The sequence below is a fragment of the Streptomyces sp. RLA123 genome (genome assembly GCF_056270165.1).
Genome location: NZ_JBWDOR010000003.1, coordinates 665,631 through 681,781 on the forward strand (window position 1 = coordinate 665,631; position 16,151 = coordinate 681,781).

The following is a 16,151-nucleotide window of genomic DNA, read 5'->3' on the forward strand; positions in this document are numbered from 1 at the left end:
GGGGTCCTTCCCTTCGATGTGCTCCGCCGTCCGGACCGGCCCCGGTACGGGGCCGGTCCGGACGGCGGTTTTACGGGTCACTGCAAGTGGATCAGTTCTTCGCGAGCAGCGTCTTGCTCTGCTCCTGCATGCCGGTGAACACGGAGTCGTCCTTCTGTCCGGCGAAGTACGCCTCGAAGAGCGGGTTCATCGCGTCCTGGACCGCGGCGCCGTTGCCGTAGACCGGCGAGGGGTAGAGCACCTTGTTCTTCAGCATGTCGGTGAAGACCGTCAGGTCGACGCCCTGGGTGGACAGCGCCTTGGCGGAGGCGTCCATGGAGGCCGGGATGGAGGGGAAGAACGTCCCGGTGAGCGAGGCCTTGCTCTGGCAGGCCTCGGAGCCCATGTAGGAGACCCACTTCCAGGTCAGGTCGGGGTTCTTGGTGCCGGCCCAGATGTTGTTGCCGTTGGAGTTGCTCATCACCGCGCGGGTCGTGCCGTCGGGGCCGTACGGGGGCGCCGCGATGCCCGCCTTCACGCCGGGGACCTTCGCGAAGGTGGAGGCCTCCCAGGAGCCGCCCATCTCCAGCGCGACCTTGTGGGAGGAGAGCAGGTCGACGTCGCTGACGCTGGAGGTGAACTCGCCGATCTTGGGCGCGTAGCCCTTGTCGGTCAGGGAGCGCACCCACTTCATCGTCTTGATGAAGCGCGGGTCGCCGTAGTTGAAGACGGTGGGCCAGCTCTGCTTGTCGCCCAGGCGCCAGCCGGTGCTGGAGACGAAGGGGCTCCAGGTGGTCTGGCCGATGAAGTCCTTGGCCGCGACCTGGCCGAAGCCGAAGGTCTTGACGTGGGCCTTGTCGAAGCCCTTCTCGTCGCCGCGGTGGCCCTTCTCGTCGATGGTGAGGTGGGCGATCAGCTTGCCGAAGTCACCGCCGTCGTCGGGGTTCCACTTCAGCGAGGCGAGCTTGTCCGCGGTGTAGCCGGCCTTGGTCAGGGCGCCCTGGTCGTAGTAGAGGGCGGCCGCGGCCCAGTCGAGCGGCAGCGCGTACTGCTTGCCGTCGGTGAACTTCCACGCGTCCACGCCCACGGAGAACCGGGACATGTCGAACTTGTCCTTCGCGATGAAGTCGTCCATCGCCAGCAGCTGGTGCTGCGAGGCGTACGCCTGGAAGAACTGCACGCTGTTCTGGAAGGCGTCGGGGGCGTTGCCCGCGACGAAGCCGGCGGTCAGCTTGGTGAAGTAGTCGTCGACGGCGTACTGCGAGATCTTGACGGTCGTGCCGGGGTTGGCCTTCTCGAAGTCCGTGGCGCAGACCTTGTACGCGGCCGCCTGCTTGTCGTCCCAGGTCCACCAGTTGACGGTCTTCGAGCCGCCGGCGGAGGACGAGCCGGACGAGCAGGCGGAGAGTACCGCCGCGAGGCTGAGCGTGGCGCCCAGCGCGACGATCTTGCGTATTCTCATGATTCCTTCTTTCGGGATGGTTCCTGGTGAGCGTGGGACGACGTCTTGAGGAGCGCGCGGAAGGCGCTCAGGGTGATGGCCAGGTCCTCGGAGCCGCCGGCGTCGTGGCCGTTGAACTCCCACAGCCGCATCTGCTTGGGGCCGCCGTAGGCGTGGTAGGCGGCGATCGCCGTGGTGGGCGGGCAGACCTCGTCGCGCAGCCCGGCGGAGAACCAGGCGGGGGCGGTCGCGCGGCGGGCGAAGGCGAGCCCGTCGAAGTAGCCGAGGGTGCGGAAGGTCTCCTCGACCCGGTCGCGGCGGGCGGCGAGGTAGCCGATGATCTCCGCGTAGGGCTGCTCGCCGGTGAGGCGGGTGGCCTGCCTGATGTCGCAGAGGAACGGCGACTGGAACTGCGCGGCCGTCAGGTCCGGTACGAGGCCGGCGACCGCGAGCGCGATGCCGCCGCCCTGGCTGGGGCCGGTGACGGCGACGCGGCGGGGGTCCACGTGCGGCGAGCCGCGCAGGGCCTCGACGGCGCGCACGGCGTCGGTGAACACCCGCCGGTAGACGTAGGTGTCCTTGTCCTCGATGCCGCGGGTGAGGAAGCCGGGGTGGGACGGGCCGCTGCCGACCGGGTCGGCGGTGCCGCCGCCGCCCGCCCAGGCGCCGCCCTGGCCGCGGGCGTCCACCAGCAGGTGGGCGTACCCGGCGCAGGCCCACATCAGGTCGTCGACGGGGGCGCCGCGTCCGCTGCCGTAGCCGTGGAACTGCACGACCGCCGGCAGGGGGCCGCCGCGGTGCCGGGGCATCCGCAGCCAGCCGCGCACGGGGTGGCCGCCGAACCCGGGGAAGACGGCGTCGAAGACGTCCACGGCCTCCAGGTCGGTCTCGACAGGTGTCAGTTCCAGGCGGGCGGGGTGGATCCGGGCACTGTCGAGGGTGCCTTTCCAGAAGGCGTCGAAGTCGGCGGGCTCCTGGTAGGTGCTGCGGTACGACCACAGTTCGGGGACGTCCTGTTCCGTCAGCACGGCTGTGCCTCCCCGTGCGGACGCAGATCGGCGCCGAGGGTGACGGCGGTGCCGGCGGGGACGCGGAGTTCGGCGGTGCGGTCGCGGTGGCGGATCCGTACCGGCGCCGTGTCGTCCCCGGCGTGCCGGCGGAGCGTCACGGCCGTCAGTTCGCCGTCGCGCCAGCTGAAGTCGGCGGCGAGGCCGCCACGGCAGCGCAGGTCCGTCGCCTGGCCGTCGGGCCACTCGCGGGGCAGGGCGGGCAGCAGGTGGACCGTGCCGGTGTGGCTCTGCAGCACCATCTCGGTGAGCGCGGCGGTGAAGCCGTAGTTCCCGTCGATCTGGAACGGCGGGTGGGTGGAGAAGAGGTTGGGCAGCAGGCCGCCCCACTGTGATCCGTCGACGGGTGCGTCGGTGCCCGGGTCGCCGTCGAGCGGCCGGGTCGCCTCGCCGAAGAGGGAGCGGGCGGTGGCCGCGTCGTGCAGCCGGGCGCGCAGGGCCATCTTCCACGCCCAGGACCAGCCCATCGCGCCGGGTCCGCGCCGGTCCAGCAGGGCGGTGGCGGCCGCGGCGAGTTCCGGGGTCGCGTCGGGGGTGATCTGGCCGAGCGGGTGGACGGTGACCATCTGCGACAGGTGGCGGTGGTACGGGTCCTGCTCGGGCAGGTCCTCGGCCCACTCCTGGAGCCAGCCGCCGGCGGCGATCCGCGGCGGGTGCAGCTTCGGCAGAGCCTCGCCGATACGGCCGCTCAGCGGTGTTTCCAGGGCGAGCAGTTCGGCGGCGCGCAGGGTGCGTACGAGGACGGCCCGGGTCAGGGCCATGTCCATCGTCGTGGAGCGGGTGAGGGAGGCCGGGGAGCCGTCGGGGGTGAGGAAGTGGTTCTCCGGCGACGTGGAGGGGAGGGTGTCGAGGCCGCCGGCGCCGTCGTCGATCAACCAGTCGAGCAGGAATTCCGCGCAGCCGCTGAGCAGGGGCCAGGCCCGCTCGCGCAGGAAGGCGGTGTCCTGGGTGAACTCGTAGTGGTCCCAGACGTGCTGCACCAGCCAGGCGCCGCCCATCTGCCAGATCGCCCAGGACGCGGCGCCGTGCCCCATGCCGACCGGAAGGGCCCAGCCCCACATGTCGGTGTTGTGGTGGGCGACCCAGCCGCGGGCGCCGTAGAGGCCGGTGGCCACGTCCCTGCCGTGGGCGGCGACGCGGTCCAGCAGGTCGAAGAGCGGTTCGTGGCAGGTGCTGAGCCCCGCGGCCTCGGCACCCCAGTAGTTCATCTGGGTGTTGATGTTGATCGTGTAGTTCGAGGACCAGGCCGGGCGCAGGTCGGCGTTCCAGATGCCCTGGAGGTTGGCGGGCGGTCCGGCGTGCGGGCGGGAGGCGGACGCGAGCAGATAGCGTCCGAGCTGGAACAGCACGGTGGCGGTGAGGAGTTCGTCGTCCCCGGCGAGGATGTCGCGGGCCACGTCGTAGGTGCCCGAGCGACGCGGGCCGATGCGCAGCGAGGTGCCGCCGAGGAGTCCGCGCAGGTCGTCCTCGTGGGCCTTGAGCAGCTCCTCGGCCCCGCGTTCCACGGCCCCGGCGGCGCTGCCGGCGGCGGTGGCCAGGTGGCCGGCGCGGTCGGCGGCGGCCAGGCCCCGCCAGTGGCGCAGGGCGCCGGTGGAACTGGCCACGACCGCCAGCAGCCGGGTCGCGCCGGTCACCAGCAGGGCGCCGGAGTCCGTGGTCACCTCGCCGTCGGTGTCCACTCGCAGGGCGACCGCGCCGAAGGGGTCGTAGCCGTCGACGGGACCCCCGCCGTACCGCAGGGGCTCCTTGACGCCTGGTTCGTGGGCGGGCGCGCCGTCGACGGGGATCTCCACGCCGAGGACGACCCCGCTCGCGTCGGCGGCGCGGTGCGCTTCCCTCAGGGGGCTGGTCAGTTCGAGCCGCAGGTCCAGGCTCCCGGCGTGCGCGACCAGGTCGGTGCACAGGGTCCCGGTGACGGCGTCGGCCCAGGTCCTGCGGTGGACGACGGTGCCGGAGGGGAGCTCGAAGGCGTCCTCGGCGACCCCGTTGTCGAGGTTGAGGGTCCGACCCCGGTACGTGGCGTCCTCTCCCCCGGACACGGTCAGCCACAGGTCGGCGTAGGGCAGGTACTCCTGGCTGTAGGGCCCCTCGAAGGCCATCAGCAGTTCCTCGGCGCGGTGCGGGTCACCGGCGCGCAGGGCGGTGCGGACCTCGGCCAGCCGCTCCGGACCGGCGCCTGCGGCGACGACGTCGGCGAGGGCCCCGGCCGGTCCCGCGGGGGTGCCGGACCACACGGTCGAGTCGTTGATCTGGATGCGGGCGCGGTGGGCGCCGCCGAAGACCATCGCGCCGAGCCGGCCGTTGCCGACCGGGGCGGCCTCGTTCCAGGAGGCCGCGGGCGCGGGCCAGCCGAGCAGGAGATCAGTGGAGTTCATGAGGGTGCCGTCCAGGTGGGCGTGCGCGGTTACTTGAGGCCGGAGAAGCCGATGGAGTTGACGATCCGCTTGCCGAAGGCCACGAAGAGCAGCAGCATCGGCAGCGCCGCGATGAGGGCGGCGGCCATCAGCCCGGCCCAGTCCGGGGCGGCCTGCGGCGAGGACTGCTTGAACACACCCAGGGCGAGGGTCAGCGGCTGCACACTCGCGTCGTTGGTGATCAGCAGCGGCCACATGTAGTCGTTCCAGGCGTTGACGAACATCAACAGCGACACGGTGGCGATCGGGGCCGCCGACATCGGCAGGACGATCCGCGTGAGGATCCGCAGCGGTCCGGCGCCGTCGATGATCGCGGCCTCCTCGATCTCGCTGCTGAGGCCGAGCATGAACTGCCGCAAGAAGAACAGCGTGAACGCCTGGAACAGCCCGCCGGGCAGGATCAGCCCCGCGAAGGTGTTGGTGAGGCCGAGGTCCTTGATGAAGACGAAGTTCGGCAGCAGCGTGAAGACGCTCGGCACCATCAGGGCGCTGATGAGGATCGCGAACACCAGGTTCCGGCCGCGCCAGTGCAGCCGAGAGAACGCGTAGGCCGCGCAGGCGGAGAACAGCACGATGAGCGCGGTCTGCACCGAGGCGTAGATCAGGGAGTTGCGCAGGTAGAGCGCGATGTCCAGGGAGGCGCCGGAGCCGCCCTGGGCCTGGGCCTCGGCGAGGGAGGCCAGGCCGAGCGCCCGCTTGAAGGCGCCGAGGGTGAAGCCGACGGGCAGCGGCGAGGAGGGGTTGGTGGCCAGTTGGTAGTTGTTGGACAGCGCGGTGCGCAGGATCCAATAGAAGGGGAAGACCGTGACCAGGGAGATGATCCCGAGGTAGGTCCAGGCCAGGATCCGGCCGGGGCCGGCCTTCCGGGTGCGGGGGCGCCGCACGGACTTCGTGCGGGGCGCGAGGGCGACCGTCATCAGGGCCTCCGTCAGTTCAGGTCGGATTCGTCGGCCCGGGCGAGCCGCAACTGGGTGAAGGTGACCGTGATGAGCAGGACGAACAGCGCCAGCGACAACGTCGCCGCGTAGCCGAAGTCGAACTGCCGGAAGGCCTTGTCGTAGATGTACATCTGCAGCACGTTCGAGGCGTTGGCCGGTCCGCCCTTGGTGGTGACCGCCACGATGTCGAAGACCTGGAAGGAGTTGATCACCGTCAGGACGACCACCATCACCAGGATCGGCCGCAGCAGCGGCACGGTGAGGCGGCGGAACATCTGGAACTCGGTCGCGCCGTCGACCCGGCCGGCTTCGTAGATGGTGGGCGGGATGGTCTGGAGTCCGGCGAAGATCAGCAGCGCGTAGTAGCCCATCCACTTCCACACGCTGATCGCGGCGAGGGACGGGATCGCCCACGGGCCGCTGCCGAGGAACAGGATCGAGTGGCCGATGACGTGGTCGAGCACGATGTTGATGACCCCGAGGTGCGGGTCGAGCATCCACTGCCAGACCAGCGCGGCGATCACGTTGGAGATCAGGAACGGCATGAGGATCACGCCGCGCAACGCAGAGGAACTGGTGACGCGGTGCAGGATCACCGCCGTCACCAGGGATATCAGGGTGCCGAAGACGACCGACAAGGCCACGAACCAGATGGTGACGAGGAGCGAGTGCCAGAAGACGTCGTCACCGAACATCTCGCGGAAGTTGGCCAGTCCGACCCAGTTCGGCGGGCTGAGGACGTGGAAGTCGGTGAAGCCGAGGTAGATGCCGCGGAGGGTCGGATAGGCGTAGAAGATCGCGAAGCCGACGACCGAGGGCAGGATGAGCAGCAGGGCGACCGGCAGGTCCCTGCGCCGGGCCGCCACCGACCTGGTGGCGGCCACGCGCTTGGTCCTGCCGCTGTGCTTCCGTGCGGTGATCGCGGTGTTCCCGCTGGATGAGGCGGCCGTGGTGGCCTCCGCGCCGGCTGCGCCGGCTGTGCCGGACGGTGGTGTCACCGGCGGCGTGTGGTTGCCCTGCGATGTGACCACCACGGCACTCTCCTTTTCGTACGTCGGTCGAACGGGTGGGTCTGTGGTGCTTCCGCTCGGTGCTTCAGCGGTTCAGCGGTGCGGTGTGGTCCGGTGCGGTGCGGGTTCCGCCGCGGGTCAGAGGGTGATCCGGTCGATGTCGGACACGTAGTCCGACGGGTTGCCGAAGCCGACCGTGTTGGCACCGGCCTTCAGGTGGACGGGCACGGTGACGGTCCTCGGCCGGCCCCACTCGTTGTCGTTGCCGCCGGGCAGCGGGAGCTGGAAGGACGTCCCGTTGACGGTGACGACCACCGTGCGGCCGGAGGAGCCGTCGGTGTAGTCGAGCTTCATCAGATAGGTGCCGTCCTTCGGCGCCGCGACGTCGTTGATCGCCACCGAGCCGTTGTTGCCGCCGAGGTTGCCGACCTTCTTGCCGCCGGAGCAGGCCGAGCAGTCGTTGACGCTCGCGTTGCCGGTGAGGGTGTTGCCGGACGCCTCGGCCTCGTAGGCCACGGGTCCGTCGGCGGCCGGCGTCGTCACGGGGACGGCCTTGCCCGCCGCGGACCGGCGGCCGCGCGCGTCATGGGCGACGACGGTGAACGAGTAACCGGTGGCGGCCTGCAGACCGGTCACGGTGGTGGAGGTGCCGCTCGCACCGGCGACCTTGGCGCCGTTGGCGTACACGTCGTAACCGGTGGTGGCGGTGCCGGTGTTCACCGGCTGCCAGGCCAGCGAGACGCTGGTGGCGGTGGAGGCGGTGGCGTGCACCGCCAGCGGCACGCCCGGCTTGCCGGTGACGGCGTCCGGGGTGACGCGCAGCAGGCGCGAACCGTGCGGCGGCAGGTTGTCGGTGAAGCCGCCGGCGCTCCTGCCGAGGTTCTTGTGGCTCCACAGGTCACGGACCGCGGGCCTGCCGGTGATGCCCAGGTCGCTCCAGTCGGCGGTGACGTCGGCGTAGCCCTTGCCGAGGTTGAACAGCGCCACGGTGTAACTGCCGTCGGCGTTGCGGGCGTACCAGACCTGCTCGGGGGTCTCCTGGCTGACCGGCCTGGCCGGGTTCCCGGCCTGGTCGACCGCGATGACCTCGTCGTTGGTGAGCAGCGACAGACCGTAGGGGTCGAGGTGGGTGAGGTCGTCACCGATGTACAGCGGGGCGCTCTCGATGGCCCAGAGCGTCATATGGCTCTGCCGCTCGACCTCGTTGAGGCCGTCCAGCGGTCCGGCGCCGACGTCGAGGGAGTCGAGGTTGTTCCAGTGGCCCGGTCCGGCGTCGTCGATCCACGGGACGACGTCGTTCCACCGCTGCTTGACCGAGTTGTTCCAGGTCACCAGGGTGTCGCAGTAGCACTCGACGTCGGTGTCGATGCGCCAGCCGTTGGAGTTCTGCTTCCAGACGTCGGCCTTGTCGTGGCTGAGCGACCAGGACAGGACGAACTGGATGGGGCGGCCGGTCCGCTCCAGCGCGCTGTGCCAGGCCTGGATGTCGGGAACGTTGTTGTGCGCCTCGTCGCCCTGGCTGGAACCGGGTCCGACACCGTCGATCTTGAGGAAGTCCACGCCCCAGTCCGCGTATTCCTGCGCGATCGAGTCGATGTACTTCGAGGTGCACGGGCTGGAGAAGTTCAGCTGGTAGGAGACGTTGTCCCAGCCGCTGGTCTTGCGCAGGTCGGGGTAGACGATGTCCTTGGTGGTGCAGCCAGGCGCGTCGAGGATGGGGCTCTTGCCGTCGTTGTACGCGTCGATGTAGAGGCCGACCGCCATGTAGACGCCGAACTTCAGGCCCTTGGCGTGCAGTTTGTCGCCGAGGTACTTCATGCCGTGCGGGAACTTGACGGGGTCCGCGGCCGGACGGGCGTACTCGTCGACGACGTTCTTCTGCGTGTGGGGGTTGACGTTCCAGCCGGCATCCACGTTGACGTACTCGTAGCCGTGCGACTTCAGCTTCGAGGCCAGGATGTCCGCCTGCTGGAGGACGTGCGACTCGGTGAGCCAGGGACCCCCGTAGCCGGGGAAGTTGGTCGACTCCAGGCTCCAGCTGCTCCAGCCCATGTAGGGCTTGGCGGCGAGCACCGGGGCCGGCGCCGTCGTCGTGCCGGCGGTCCTTGCGACGGCCGTGGCGGGGGCGGTGGCCGGGGCGGCGACGGCCGGCGCGACGAGGGGCGCCGCGAGGGCGCCCACCGCGAGGGCGGGGAGGAAGAAGGCCCTGCGCATGCCGCTGCGCGTCCGGGGCCTGGGCCGTCTCAGACGTGCGCGTACAGCTGAACGAGCCATGGGTGTACTCCATTTCGGCGCGACGGGGTACGGCAGAACGCTGCGGCGCGCGACCGGGGCCGGCGCTCGGAGGTCCGCTGGGATATCGACGGTGTTGCGGGAGGGGCAGGACGGCATGACAGGCGGGCGGGTCGTGCCCCGGAGCCTTCCTCGGTGGCGGTCGTCCCGGAACGCCACCGAGGCCGGAAGTGCTGCGACCGGGGCCCGATCGCACTCCTCCCCCATGAGGACCGTCTCGTCCGCACCGACGAGGAGTGCGGCGAATGTAGCCAGGGTTTCCTTCCAGCGTCAACATATTCGCCGGCAGAAATCCGATGTCTTGACCCTCCACAACCCGCGATCAGCCGAACATGCCAGGCAACTCCTCGGTCAGAGACGGGAAAGATGGGATCACTGAGGGCGGTCGAGCCTCTTTCTTACTTTCCGTTGGAAAGGTATGGTCCCGGCCATGAGCCTCGCCCACCAGCCCCCCGCCGCTGTCCTGGTCTTCCAGACACTCCTCGCGTACGGCCCCCTGACCCGGGCCGACATCGGCCGGCGCACGGGGCTTTCGGGCGGGGCGGTCACCAAAGCGGCAACCCCCCTGCTGGCCGACGGCTGGATCACCGAACTCGGCCGGCCTACCGGGGAGCGCGCCAACGGCCGCCCGCCGACACTGGTCGCCGTCCACGCCGAACGCGCCCGCTTCGTCGGCGTGAAGGTGACCGGCGACGAGCTCATCGGCGTCGTCACCGATCTGACCGCCCAGCCGCTGGCCTCACGGCGAGCGGGCCTCGACTCCCGCGACGTCGGAACGGTGGTGCTCGCCATCGCCCGGCTCATCACCCGCCTCCGCACCGCCGCGGGCACGGAGGAGGACGGTGCCATCCACAGCGTCGGAGTCACCCTCTCCGGGGACGTGGACGGGCAGACCGGCATCGTGCACTTCTCGCCGTTCCTGAACTGGCGCCGCGTCCCGCTGGCCCAGCTCGTGGAGACGGCCACCGGCATCCCGACAGTGATCGAGAACGACGTACGGGCCCTGACCGTCGCCGAGCAGTGGTTCGGCGCCGGTGTCGGGCTGTCGTCCTTCGCCCTGGTCACGGTGGGCGCCGGCATCGGCTGCGGGCTGTCCATCGGCGGCCGGGTGGTGTCGGGCGCGCACGGGGTGTCCGGCGAGGTCGGGCACCTGCCCGTGGGCGGCACCGACCGCACCTGCACCTGCGGCAACACCGGCTGCGTCGAGACCGTCGCCTCGACGCACGCCATCACCGAGCAGGCCCGCCTGGCCACCGGCAACCCCTCGCTGACCATGGAGGAGGCGGTCCGCCTCGCCCACGCGAACGACACGGCGGTCCGCGCGGTGTTCTCCCGCGCCGGGCAGGTGATGGGCCTCGCCATGGCATCGGTGGCCAACCTCATCGGCCCGGAGCGCATCATCATCTCCGGTGAGGGCGTGGCCTCGTACGACCTGTTCGCCGACCAGCTCCGGCAGACCTTCGCCGACCACGCGTTCGGCGCCGCGGCGGACTGCGACATCGAGGTCCGCCCGCTGCCCTTCGAGGAATGGGCCCGCGGGGGTGCGGCGGTCGCCGCGCAGCGGGTGTTCGCCCCCACGAAGTAACCCTCGTCGCGCTCCCGAAAGGCACGTGGTCATCCCCATGAGCAGGATCAGGAACGTCGAGTGCCGGATGGTCTTCCTCGAACCGGAGGTCCTGCGCACCGACGCCCTCCAGACCTTCGTCCGCCAGGAGACGATCCTGGTCTCCCTCACCACCGACGACGGCCTGACGGGCACCGGCTACGCGTACACCATCGGCACGGGCGGCAGTTCGGTGCTCGCCCTGCTCCGCGACCACCTGGCCGGTCTGCTCCTCGGGGCGGACGCCCGCAACGTCGAGGCGCTGTGGCAGCGGCTGCTGTCGGTCACCCGGGCCACCTCGGTCGGCGCGATCACCTCGCTCGCCCTGGCCGCCGTGGACACCGCCCTGTGGGACCTGCGCTGCCTGCGCGCCGGGGAACCGCTGTGGCGCCTCGCGGGCGGCGCGCACGAGCGGCTGCCGCTGTACGACACCGAGGGCGGCTGGCTCCATCTGACCCCCGACGAACTGGCGAGCAGCGCCCAGCAGGCCAAGGAACGCGGCCTGCGCGGCGCCAAGGTCAAGGTCGGCAAGCCCACCGCCGGTGAGGACGCCGAGCGTCTGGCGGCGGTCCGCGCGGCGGTCGGGCCCGACTGGGTGCTCATGGTCGACGCCAACCAGTCGATGACCGGCGCCGAGGCGATCCGCCGGGCCCGCGCCTACGAGCCCTACGACATCGCCTGGTTCGAGGAGCCCCTCCCCGCCGACGACCTCGCCGGCCATGTCCGCCTCGCGGCCTCGACCTCGATCCCCGTCGCGGTCGGCGAGTCCCTGTACGGCGTCGGCCGCTTCGCCGAGTACCTCTCCGCGGGGGCGGCCGGCATCGTCCAGGCCGACGTCGCCCGCGTCGGCGGCATCACCCCGTGGCTCAAGACCGCGCACACCGCCGAGGCGTTCAACGTCCAGGTCGCCCCGCACTTCCTCATGGAACTGCACGCCAGCCTGGCCTGCGCCGTACCCGCGGGCATGTACGTCGAGCACATCCCGCAGCTCGACGCGATCACCCGCACGCCGTTGACCATCGAGGACGGTTGCGTGGTGCCGCCCGAGGCCCCCGGCATCGGCATCGACTGGGACGAGGACGCGATCGACGACCTGCGGGTGGCGTAGCCCTCCGGGGGCGGCGGTGCCGGCGATGTCGTCGCAGAGCGGTCGTCCGATGATCTGCGCCCGGCTGCGGCCCCGTGGCCTGGAACACCGCCGTGCAGTCGATCGGTTCCGTCCCGTCTGCGCACCACCGCCGTGGCCTCACACCATAAGAGGGGGAACTCCGCGCGACGGCGCTGCCCGGTTGGTGAAACCGGGCAGGTCGCACGCATGGCCCCCGGCCCTGCATGACCGGCGCCCGGAGCCGCCGGGAGCGGTGCGCCGGTAAATCAGGAGCCGTCCGTTCACCATTGGGGCAGCATGTGCCGCCGTGAACCATGTGCTGCACGCCCTGTCCGGCAATCCGGCGCTCCCGCCCGAGCTGGTCGACCGGCTGATCGCCGCTGCGGACGACGACCTCGCATGGGCACTGGCCTGCCGCCCGGACCTGAGTCGCGCTCAGGTGCACGCGCTGGCCTCGCGAAGCGAGGAGGCCGCGGTGTGTCTCGCCCACGAGGGCAGCCTGACCGCCGAGGACATCGATCCGGCGACGCGGCCAGACGCGGCCCTCGCTCTGCTCGGCGAGGGCGCGGGCCGTCGGGAGTGGGCGCGCGTGCTGGCTGCCGATCCCCGAGTGGAGTACCGGGAAAGGCTCGCCGCCTGCCCGGATCTCCCGCCGGACGTCGTGGCGGCGCTCGCCGGGGACCCGAACGTCTCGGTCGTCGCGGAACTCGCGCTATCGACGACATCACGGGAGGTCGCCGCCCGCCTCGCGGACCACCCGCACGCCGACGTCCGCCGCTCGGTGGCGGCCAACGAGGCGGCGCCACCGAGGGTGCTGGAGGCGCTGCTCGCCGGTACCGGGGTGCCCCCGGCCGTCTCCTGCCAGGTCTGCGACCGCGAGCCGGCGCAGTTCGTCGACGACCCGCACCGCGCGGGACCCAGCCGCGACCTGCCGCCCGGCGCGTCCTGCGACGGCTCCCACGAGTCCACGGTGCACGCCATCCAGCAGGCGGCCCTGGGCAACCCGGCGACACCCGCCGTGGCGGCCGCGCTGTTCGCCGGTCATCCCTCGCTGCTGCTGCGCCAGGAACTGGCCGCCCGTCCGGACCTGCCGCAGCAGGTGTACGCGCTGCTGGCCGAGGATCCCGTCCCCTGGGTACGGGGGCAACTGGCCGACAATCCCGGGATCGGCGAGCCCTTGATGCGCTCCCTGGCCGACGACCGCGGGCACGACGTGCAGAGGAGGCTCGCGCACCATCCGCGCCTGCCCCTCGACGTGCTCGGTCATCTCACCCGCGTCACCAGGATCGGGCCAACGCCGCTTCCGCGCGTCGCCGCGGCCTCCCCGGCCGAGGTCGACGCGCTGGCAGCGTCCCCGAACCCGGTCGTACGGATGCTCGTGGCGGAACGACGGGACCTGCCGGACGCCGTGCGCGACGCGCTGGCCCGCGATCCCGACGCCAAAGTGGTCAAGTCTGTCGCGCCGCACCCGGGTCTCCCCGACGCCCTGCTGCGCGCCATGGTCGCGCGGCACGGCGTGCACGTGGCCGCCAAGGTAGCGACGAATCCCGGTGCCACACCGGCCCTGCTGGAGGAACTGACCCGGCACCGGCCACCGGTCCCCAAGGCTCTGCGCGCGATCGCCCGGCATCCCGCCGCTCCGGCCGCGGCCCTGCTGGCCTGCCTGCCCGACCGGCGGGCGAGACCGATCGCCGCCGGCCATCCCGGGCTGCCGCCCTCCGTCGTCGTCGGACTTCTCGGCGACGACGACCCCGAGGTTGCCATGGCGGCGGCGGCCAACCCGTCACTGCCGCCGGCGGTCATGGCCGAACTGGTGCGCTGAGCCCGGCAGGGCTACGCCGTGCCGAGGAACCCCGGGTCGGCCGGGCCCGTCTGCCGCGCGAAATCCGCCGCCACGCCGAGGACCTCGCGCATCGGCACGGGCCGCCGGCTGGTCGCGGCGAGATCGGCGTGCGCCTCCTTCGTCCAGAGGAACGGATAGACGCTGATCCCCTGCGACAAGGACAGAGCCGCGGCCTCCTCGCGCCAGCCGGCCCAGCGCAGCCCCTCGTAGAACCGGCCGAGGCCACCGGACAGCATCCAGGAGATCCATCCGGAGTGGCCCATGTCCATGGCCTCCCACTCCAGGGTGTCGGGCGCGAAGTAACTCATCTGCCCCGGGGCGCCGGGACGTCCCGCGGCCGCCGGGTCGTGGCCGCCCAGCGCGAACACCCCGCCCAGCACGTCATGGCCGACGACAAGACCCGTCGCGGGATGCCACGCCGGGTCGAAGGCGGCGGGGAACGCGTTGACCCGGCCCAGGCTCGGCAGGCCGCCGTTCTCCGGCCCCGCACCTCCCCCGAACACCCGCAGCCACCCGCCGTCCAGGAGCAGTCCCCCGGTGTTGAGCGTCAGCCCGCCGAGCGTCGAGCGCGCGGTGACCTGCATCTGCAGCAAGCACCGGCGTGCCTCACCGTCGTCGGCGGGAAGCACCGCGGGCGGCTCGGTGGCGGCGGCGAAAATCTCCCGCAGTTCCGGCCACACCGGATCGTCCACCTCGGTCAGCTCGTCGAGTCCACGCATCCGAGGATGATCGCAGTGCCCCCGGCGTCACCGGCCTCGGGGGGGGCGTTCACCGTGCACCGTTCCTGTCGTGCAGCCAACGCTCGAAGTCGGTGGCCACGATGCGCTCGTCGTGCACGCCGGCCGCGGCCTCGGACGCCAGCCAGACGATCGGCGGGCCCATGACGGCGGGTTCCAGGACGGCCGCGTTCCCGCGAAGGGCATCCGGGGGCAGCATGCCGGTCGCGGTCACGCCGCCGGGCAGCAGCAGGTTGACGGTGACGCCCGTGCCGCGCAGGTCGGCGGCCATGATGCGGGACAGCGCCTCGCTGCCGGCCCGCGAGGGCCCGTACGGGACGAACCCGGTCCGCTGCATGGTCGACTCGTTCACCGCGATGTTGACGATGCGTCCGCCGCCCGCGGCCAGCATCCGCGGCGTCACCTCGCGGGCCACCAGGAAGTAACCGGTCAGGTTGGTGTCGATCACCGCGCGGAACCCCTCGACCGGCACGTCCCAGAAGCCCTGCGGGTCCGTCGTGAAGCGTGGATTGACCGTGCGCATGCCGATCCCGGCGTTGTTGACGAGCATGTCGATGCCGCCGAGCCGCGACCACACCCCTTCGACCGCCCGGGCCACGGAGGACTCGTCGCGCACGTCCAGCCCCACTCCGAACGCGCCCGGCAGCCGGCCGGCGACCTCGCCGGCCCGCGTCCCGGACCGGCCGGTCAGCGCGACCGTCGCCCCTGACGCGGCCAGGGCGGACGCCATGGCGAGGCCCAGTCCGCTCGTACCGCCGGTCACCAGCGCCCTCACCGGGCGGCCTGCCCGCTCTTCGCTCATGACCCAGAGGCTACGGAGGGGAGCGCACTCGAAGTCAAGGCGTGTCGCAGCGGCGGAAGAAAGTCCTCGGCGTCGATCGTTGGACCAGAGACGGCACGAATGGACATCGCAGAACGAGGTCACACGATGGCAACTCTTGGACTCATCGGCAGCGGCTCGATCGGCAGCACGCTGGCGCGGCTCGCGACGGATGCCGGGCTGGACGTCGTCCTCAGCAATTCCCGGGGACCGGAGACGCTCGCGGATCTGGTGTCCGAGCTCGGCCCGCGAGCGCGCGCGGCGACGCCGGAGGAGGCCGCCGCGGCGGGCGACTGGGTCGTCGTCACCATCCCCCTCAAGGCGGTCGGCCGGGTCCCGGTGGCACCGCTGGCCGGGAAGACGGTCATCGACACGGGCAACTACTACCCGCAGCGGGACGGTGAGATCGCCGTACTGAAGGACGGCAGCAGCACCGACAGCCAGCTGCTCCAGGACCACCTTCCCGAGTCCCACGTGGTGAAGGGCTTCAACAACATCTTCTTCCGCCATCTGGCCGTGCTCGCCCGGCCGAAGGGCTCGCCCGACCGCACCGCGCTGCCTGTCGCGGGTGACGACCCGGTTGCCGTCGCGCACGCCGCCGAGCTTCTCGACCTGCTCGGATACGACGCGCTCGCCTTCGGCACCCTCGCCGACAGCTGGCGCTCGCAGCCGGGCACCCCGGTCTACGGCCCGCCGTACGCGGGCGGCTCCGCGGACTTCGCGAACCAGGAGGCCACCCCCGCCTCCGCCGACACCATCCGCACGCTCGTCGACGCGGCCACCCGCTGACCTGATCCCCCGTTCCCACCCTTCCGAAGGAGCGTCGCTTTACCTTTCCATGAGGCTTCCATTGTTCGGACACGACCATGGAGGCACCGTGCGGCCGCCCGGACTTCTTC

The 16,151-nt window shown here is 71.5% G+C and carries 12 protein-coding genes; 4 read left to right on the top strand and 8 right to left on the bottom strand.

Annotated features, from left to right (window positions below; translation table 11 throughout):
* Positions 1–91 precede the first annotated feature (91 nt).
* From RV983_RS02950 to RV983_RS02975, 6 genes are all read right to left on the bottom strand, one after another.
* A complete protein-coding gene (locus RV983_RS02950; RefSeq protein WP_475984176.1) occupies positions 92–1,441 on the bottom strand; it encodes an ABC transporter substrate-binding protein in 1,350 nt (449 codons plus the stop codon).
* Positions 1,438–2,448 (bottom strand): acetylxylan esterase, encoded by a 1,011-nt coding sequence (locus RV983_RS02955; RefSeq protein ID WP_475984177.1) that lies wholly within the window; start codon positions 2,446–2,448, stop codon positions 1,438–1,440. The genes RV983_RS02950 and RV983_RS02955 overlap by 4 nt, the downstream gene beginning before the upstream one ends.
* Positions 2,442–4,862, bottom strand: coding sequence for a glycosyl hydrolase family 95 catalytic domain-containing protein (locus tag RV983_RS02960; protein ID WP_475984178.1), 2,421 nt, complete (start codon positions 4,860–4,862; stop codon positions 2,442–2,444). The genes RV983_RS02955 and RV983_RS02960 overlap by 7 nt, the downstream gene beginning before the upstream one ends.
* Positions 4,863–4,891: 29 nt before the next feature.
* Positions 4,892–5,818 (bottom strand): carbohydrate ABC transporter permease, encoded by a 927-nt coding sequence (locus RV983_RS02965; protein ID WP_475984179.1) that lies wholly within the window; start codon positions 5,816–5,818, stop codon positions 4,892–4,894.
* Positions 5,819–5,829: 11 nt separating this feature from the next.
* Positions 5,830–6,873, bottom strand: coding sequence for a carbohydrate ABC transporter permease (locus tag RV983_RS02970; RefSeq protein ID WP_475984180.1), 1,044 nt, complete (start codon positions 6,871–6,873; stop codon positions 5,830–5,832).
* Between the two features lie 114 nt (positions 6,874–6,987).
* On the bottom strand, positions 6,988–9,063 hold the full coding sequence (locus RV983_RS02975; RefSeq protein ID WP_475984181.1) for an alpha-galactosidase D: 2,076 nt from the start codon (positions 9,061–9,063) through the stop codon (positions 6,988–6,990).
* Positions 9,064–9,571: 508 nt separating this feature from the next.
* Here RV983_RS02975 and RV983_RS02980 point away from each other — a divergent pair.
* The 3 genes from RV983_RS02980 to RV983_RS02990 all read left to right on the top strand — a co-directional run bounded on the left by RV983_RS02980 (position 9,572) and on the right by RV983_RS02990 (position 13,674).
* A complete protein-coding gene (locus tag RV983_RS02980) occupies positions 9,572–10,726 on the top strand; it encodes an ROK family protein (RefSeq protein WP_475984182.1) in 1,155 nt (384 codons plus the stop codon).
* Positions 10,727–10,763: 37 nt separating this feature from the next.
* Positions 10,764–11,852, top strand: a complete 1,089-nt coding sequence (locus tag RV983_RS02985) for a mandelate racemase/muconate lactonizing enzyme family protein (protein WP_475984183.1) — start codon at positions 10,764–10,766, stop codon at positions 11,850–11,852.
* 307 nt (positions 11,853–12,159) lie between these two features.
* Positions 12,160–13,674, top strand: coding sequence for a hypothetical protein (locus RV983_RS02990; RefSeq protein ID WP_475984184.1), 1,515 nt, complete (start codon positions 12,160–12,162; stop codon positions 13,672–13,674).
* Positions 13,675–13,685: 11 nt separating this feature from the next.
* Here the strand turns inward: RV983_RS02990 and RV983_RS02995 are convergent, their stop codons facing one another.
* Both RV983_RS02995 and RV983_RS03000 read right to left on the bottom strand, forming a co-directional pair.
* Positions 13,686–14,414: a DUF2625 family protein gene (locus RV983_RS02995; protein WP_475984185.1), complete on the bottom strand. Its 729-nt coding sequence runs from the start codon at positions 14,412–14,414 to the stop codon at positions 13,686–13,688.
* A gap of 49 nt (positions 14,415–14,463) precedes the next feature.
* A complete protein-coding gene (locus RV983_RS03000; protein WP_475984186.1) occupies positions 14,464–15,234 on the bottom strand; it encodes an SDR family NAD(P)-dependent oxidoreductase in 771 nt (256 codons plus the stop codon).
* A gap of 126 nt (positions 15,235–15,360) precedes the next feature.
* Between RV983_RS03000 and RV983_RS03005 the strand changes: the two genes are divergently transcribed.
* Entirely contained in the window at positions 15,361–16,041 is a 681-nt protein-coding gene (locus tag RV983_RS03005; protein ID WP_475984187.1) for an NADPH-dependent F420 reductase, read from the top strand.
* The last annotated feature ends 110 nt before the right edge of the window (positions 16,042–16,151 follow it).

What these genes read in the sequence shown, in the direction of transcription:
- RV983_RS02950 (WP_475984176.1), bottom strand. Translation starts at nt 1,441, where the DNA reads ATGAGAATACGCAAGATCGTCGCGCTGGGCGCCACGCTCAGCCTCGCG.
- RV983_RS02960 (WP_475984178.1), bottom strand. Translation starts at nt 4,862, where the DNA reads ATGAACTCCACTGATCTCCTGCTCGGCTGGCCCGCGCCCGCGGCCTCC.
- RV983_RS02965 (WP_475984179.1), bottom strand. Translation starts at nt 5,818, where the DNA reads ATGACGGTCGCCCTCGCGCCCCGCACGAAGTCCGTGCGGCGCCCCCGC.
- RV983_RS02975 (WP_475984181.1), bottom strand. Translation starts at nt 9,063, where the DNA reads ATGCGCAGGGCCTTCTTCCTCCCCGCCCTCGCGGTGGGCGCCCTCGCG.
- RV983_RS02980 (WP_475984182.1), top strand. Translation starts at nt 9,572, where the DNA reads ATGAGCCTCGCCCACCAGCCCCCCGCCGCTGTCCTGGTCTTCCAGACA.
- RV983_RS02985 (WP_475984183.1), top strand. Translation starts at nt 10,764, where the DNA reads ATGAGCAGGATCAGGAACGTCGAGTGCCGGATGGTCTTCCTCGAACCG.
- RV983_RS02995 (WP_475984185.1), bottom strand. Translation starts at nt 14,414, where the DNA reads ATGCGTGGACTCGACGAGCTGACCGAGGTGGACGATCCGGTGTGGCCG.
- RV983_RS03000 (WP_475984186.1), bottom strand. Translation starts at nt 15,234, where the DNA reads ATGAGCGAAGAGCGGGCAGGCCGCCCGGTGAGGGCGCTGGTGACCGGC.
- RV983_RS03005 (WP_475984187.1), top strand. Translation starts at nt 15,361, where the DNA reads ATGGCAACTCTTGGACTCATCGGCAGCGGCTCGATCGGCAGCACGCTG.